The sequence below is a fragment of the Bradyrhizobium sp. AUGA SZCCT0222 genome, from assembly GCF_018130205.1.
Lineage (GTDB): Bacteria > Pseudomonadota > Alphaproteobacteria > Rhizobiales > Xanthobacteraceae > Bradyrhizobium.
Genome location: NZ_JAFCLX010000025.1, coordinates 69,941 through 74,574 on the forward strand (window position 1 = coordinate 69,941; position 4,634 = coordinate 74,574).

4 protein-coding genes are annotated in these 4,634 nt (G+C 64.4%); all 4 read left to right on the top strand.

The features are described from left to right. Position 1: 1 nt before the first annotated feature. Positions 2–1,600: an acyl CoA:acetate/3-ketoacid CoA transferase gene (locus JQ629_RS21750; RefSeq protein WP_249135203.1), complete on the top strand. Its 1,599-nt coding sequence runs from the start codon at positions 2–4 to the stop codon at positions 1,598–1,600. A gap of 9 nt (positions 1,601–1,609) precedes the next feature. Next, positions 1,610–2,110 (top strand): MaoC family dehydratase, encoded by a 501-nt coding sequence (locus JQ629_RS21755; RefSeq protein WP_212414409.1) that lies wholly within the window; start codon positions 1,610–1,612, stop codon positions 2,108–2,110. A 73-nt stretch (positions 2,111–2,183) separates the two neighbouring features. After that, positions 2,184–3,020 (top strand): transporter substrate-binding domain-containing protein, encoded by an 837-nt coding sequence (locus JQ629_RS21760; RefSeq protein ID WP_212414410.1) that lies wholly within the window; start codon positions 2,184–2,186, stop codon positions 3,018–3,020. Between the two features lie 68 nt (positions 3,021–3,088). Next, the gene (gene hydA / locus JQ629_RS21765) at positions 3,089–4,498 is read left to right on the top strand and encodes a dihydropyrimidinase (protein WP_212414411.1); all 1,410 of its coding nucleotides are present in this window, start codon (positions 3,089–3,091) and stop codon (positions 4,496–4,498) included. The last annotated feature ends 136 nt before the right edge of the window (positions 4,499–4,634 follow it).

Genomic DNA, 4,634 nt, shown 5'->3' on the forward strand with positions numbered 1-4,634 from the left:
ATTGGAGCGTACACCCGTGCTGAGCATCATCACCGCAACGCAGGCCGCGAGCCTGATACGCGACGCCGATACGCTGATCGTCGGCGGCAATGGCGGCACCGGCGTGGCGGAAGCCGTTCTCGATGCGCTGGAGCAGCGTTTCCTCGGCGGCGGCGGGCCGCACGGGCTAACGCTGATCAACATCACAGGCGTCGGCGCGGTGACCGAGAAGGGTCTATGCCATCTCGCGCATGAAGGCCTGATCGCGCGGGTGGTCGGCGGCAATTTCGGGCTGCAGGTGCCGTTCATGCGCCTGGTGCGCGACGAGTTGATCGACGCCTACAACTTCCCCCAAGGCGTGATGAGCCAGCTCTGCCGTGCCATGGCCGCAAAGCATCCCGGCGTGCTGACCCATGTCGGCCTCAACACCTACATGGACCCGCGCCAGGACGGGGGGCGCATGAACGCACGCACCACCCTGCCGCTGGTCGACCTTGTCGAGCTGCATGGACAATCATGGCTGCTCTACCGCGCGCCCTCGCCTCCCAACGTCGCCATCATCCGCGGCACGTCGGCGGACGAGGACGGCTATGTCAGCATGGAGCACGAAGGCACGACGCGCGAGGATCTCTCGATCGCGCAGGCCGTGCACAATGCCGGCGGCACGGTGATCTGCCAGGTGAAACGGATCGTCAAGCGCGGCTCGATCCATCCGCAGATGGTCAAGATCCCCGGCTTCCTGATCGACCACGTCGTGCTCGAACCCGGGCAGATGCAGACCTACGGCACGGCCTACGATCCCGCCCGCTGCGGCGAGACCCGTGTACCGGTCGCGATGATCGTGCCAGAGCCGCTCACCGAACGGCGGGTGATCGCCCGCCGCGCCGCCTTCGAGCTGCGCCCGCGCGACGTGGTCAATCTCGGCGTCGGAATCTCCGCGATGATCCCCAATGTCGCGGCCGAGGAAGGGATCGCGGATCTGATCACCCTGACCGTGGAATCCGGCGTGGTCGGCGGCGTACCGGGCCATGCGCGGGAGTTCGGCACCGCCATCAATCCCCGCGCCATTCTCGATCAGGCCTACCAGTTCGATTTCTACGACGGCGGTGGCCTCTCTTGTGCCTTCCTCTCGTTCGCGGAAGTCGACGAGACGGGCAATGTCAATGTCACCCGTTTCGGCGACCGCCGCGACGGCTCGGGCGGCTTCATCGACATCACCCAGAACGCCAAGCGGCTGATCTTCAGCGGCACCATGACCGGCGGCAAGTTCGACATCGCCGTCGAAAACGGGCGGCTGGCGATCCGCCGCGACGGCGCCTTCCGTAAATTCGTGCCGCAGGTCGGCCAGATCAGCTTCAGTGCTGGTCTGGCCGCGCAGCGCGGCCAGGAAGTCTCCTACGTCACCGAACGGGCCGTGTTCCAGCTGGAGGATGGCGGCATGACGCTGACCGAGATCGCCCCGGGCGTACGCCTGGAACAGGATGTGCTGGCGCATATGGGATTCCGGCCGCGCATCAGCCCCGACCTCAAAGACATGGACCTGCGCATCTTCCGGCCCGGGCCGATGGGAATCGGCCAGAGCTTCGTTGAGCTGCCGGCTCGCCCGCGCAAGGTCGCCTGAGAACACGCCATGGAAACCACAGCCACCGCGCCGATCAATCTCCGCTTTGAAGATATCGAATCCGGCACGCAGTTCGAGAGCGCGGCACACACCGTGACGCCAGCCGATATCGCGGCCTTCGCCGACGTCACGCGCGATCATCATCCGCTGCATGTCAACGCTACTTACGCGAAATCCCGCGGCTTTCCGGCAGTGATCGCGCATGGGCTGTATGGCCTGTCACTGATGGAAGGGCTGAAGTCGGAGCTGAAACTCTATGAAGAGACGTCAGTCGCCTCGCTCGGCTGGGACGGCGTGTGCTTCAAGGCGCCGGTGGTCGCCGGCGACCGCTTGCGCGTGCGATTCCGCTTCGTCGAGAAGCGGCCGACCCGCAACCCCGCGCGCGGCGTCGTCATCGAAGCACTCGAGCTGATCAACCAGCGCGACGAGGTGGTGACGGAAGCCCGCCATACCTCGCTGATCCTGACCCGCCAGCCCGATTGCGCATCCGCCACGCCGGACGCGTCATAACGAGACAACGAAAAGACGACCAGACCCGGGAACGCCGCCTCACCTATTCACTTTCACTTAAGGGGTTCACGTCATGCGACTTCTCAGTATCTTCTCCGCCCTGGCCGTGCTGATCGGCCTCGTCCCAACAGCCCACGCCCAGAGCTGCACGCTAAAAGTGCCGACATCGAGCCTGATCGAAGCCGGCAAATGGCAGATGTCGATCAATCCGACCCTGCCACCGCAGCAGTTCATCGACGACAAGGGCGAACTGCAGGGGCTCAACGTCGAACTGGCGCGCGAAATCGCCAAACGCATCTGCATCGAGCCGGTGTTCCTGCGGATGGATTTCCCGCCAATGATTCCGGGTCTGCGCTCCGGCCGCTTCGACGCCATCAACACCGGCCTGTTCTGGACCGAGGAGCGCTCGAAGATGCTGTACCTCGTGCCCTACGCGCAGCAGGCGATCAGCATCTACACCGATCCTGCATCGAGCCTGAAGCTGGAGAAGTTCGAAGATCTCGCCGGCCGCATCGTCGGCGTCGAGTCGGCGACTTATACCGAACGCAAAGCGCGCGAGTTCAACACCGCGATGGTGGCGAAGGGCCTCAAGGAGATCGACCTCCGCACCTTCACGACGGTTACCGCGACCTCGGCAGCCTTGCGCGCCGGGCAGCTCGAGGCTGCGCTCAACATCAACGAGACCGCCAACTCGCTCGAGCAGCGCGGCATCGCCAAGATCTGGGTCAGGGACATTGCCGGCACCGACATTACCTTCGCCTTCCGCGACAAGCTGCTGGCGCAGGCGGCGGCAGACGCGCTGACGGCCATCCGCACCGACGGCACCTATGACAAGCTGTTCGACAAGTTCGGCATGACCAAGCTGAAAGCCACCACTTTCGTCATCCGTGGCGACGGTCCCACCAACTGACAGCGAGCGCTGCTGCGAACGCAGCAGCGCTGCATTGTGGCGACGAACCCGATGGACCGGAGCGCGACATGACATTCGACACCATCATCCGCGGCGGCACAGTGGCGACGGCGTCCGACACCTTCGCCTGCGATGTCGGGATATCGGACGGACGGATTGCAGCCCTCGGCCACGGCCTCGGCGATGCGGGGCAGACCATCGATGCTACCGGCCGGCTGGTCCTGCCCGGCGGCATCGACAGCCATGTCCACTTTTCCCAGCCGAGCGGGCCGGGCATCGTCATGGCCGACGATTTCGAAAGCGGCACACGCTCCGCCGCCTTCGGCGGCAACACCACGGTGCTGCCGTTCTGCCTGCAGGAACGCGGACAGAGCCTGCGGCAGGCGGTGCGGGACTATCACGCCAAGGCTGACGGCAATTGCTACATCGACGTCAGTTTCCACCTGATCATTTCGGACCCGACCGAACAGGTCCTCGGCCAGGAGCTCCCGGCCCTGATCAAGGATGGCTACACCTCGTTCAAGGTATTCATGACCTATGAAGACCTGGCGCTCAGCGATCGCCAGATCCTCGAGGTGATGTCGGTTGCCCGCGAGACCGGCGCGCTGGTCATGGTCCACGCCGAGAATTTCGACGCCATCCGTTTCCTCACCGATCGCCTGGAGCGAGGCGGACGTACCGCTCCGCATTTCCACGGCGCATCCCGGCCGATTGTCGTCGAACGCGAGGCCACCCATCGCGCCATCGCCCTCGCCGAGCTGATCGACGTGCCCGTGATGATCGTCCACGTCTCCAACCGCGAAGCGATGGAAGAAGTCCGTCGTGCCCAGCAGCGCGGCCTCAAGGTGTTCGGTGAAACCTGCCCGCAATATCTCGTCCTGACCGAGAAGGACATGGAGGGGCTCAACATGGAGGGGACCAAATACGTCTGCAGTCCGCCGCCACGCGATGTCCCAAGCCAGGTCGCCTGCTGGGAAGGATTGCAGCAAGGGATCTTCAGCGTTTTCTCCTCCGACCATTGCGCGTTCCGTTACGACACGACCGGAAAGCTCGCCCCGAAAGGCCGCACCAGCTTTCGCTGGGTGCCGAACGGGATTCCCGGCGTCGAGACGCGGTTGCCGATTCTGTTTTCGGAAGGCGTGGTCAAGGGACGAATCGATCTGAACCGGTTCGTTGCCCTCTCGGCGACCAACCATGCCAAGACCTATGGTCTCTACCCGCGTAAGGGCACGATCGCGATCGGCTCCGATGCAGATATCGCGATCTGGGATCCGACGCGCGAGGTGACGATCAGCCAGGACATCCTGCATCACGGCCCCGATTACACGCCCTATGAGGGCCTCCGCGTCACCGGTTGGCCCGTGACCACACTGGTGCGTGGTGAGGTGGTCGTCGCGGATGGCACCCTGGTCGGCCGCAAGGGGGCCGGCCAGCATCTGGCACGCGACCCTTCGCAGTTCGCCTCCACTCGCGACTAATGCGACCGGCCTGACCTCGAAACAAATCGACCCATTGGCGAAGATGTTCGCTTTGATCGAACGCACCGACGACAGATCGGCAATCGCGAGGTCACGTTTCCGTGGCCCCCGCGATTGCGGTTCGTCCTCGACGGCG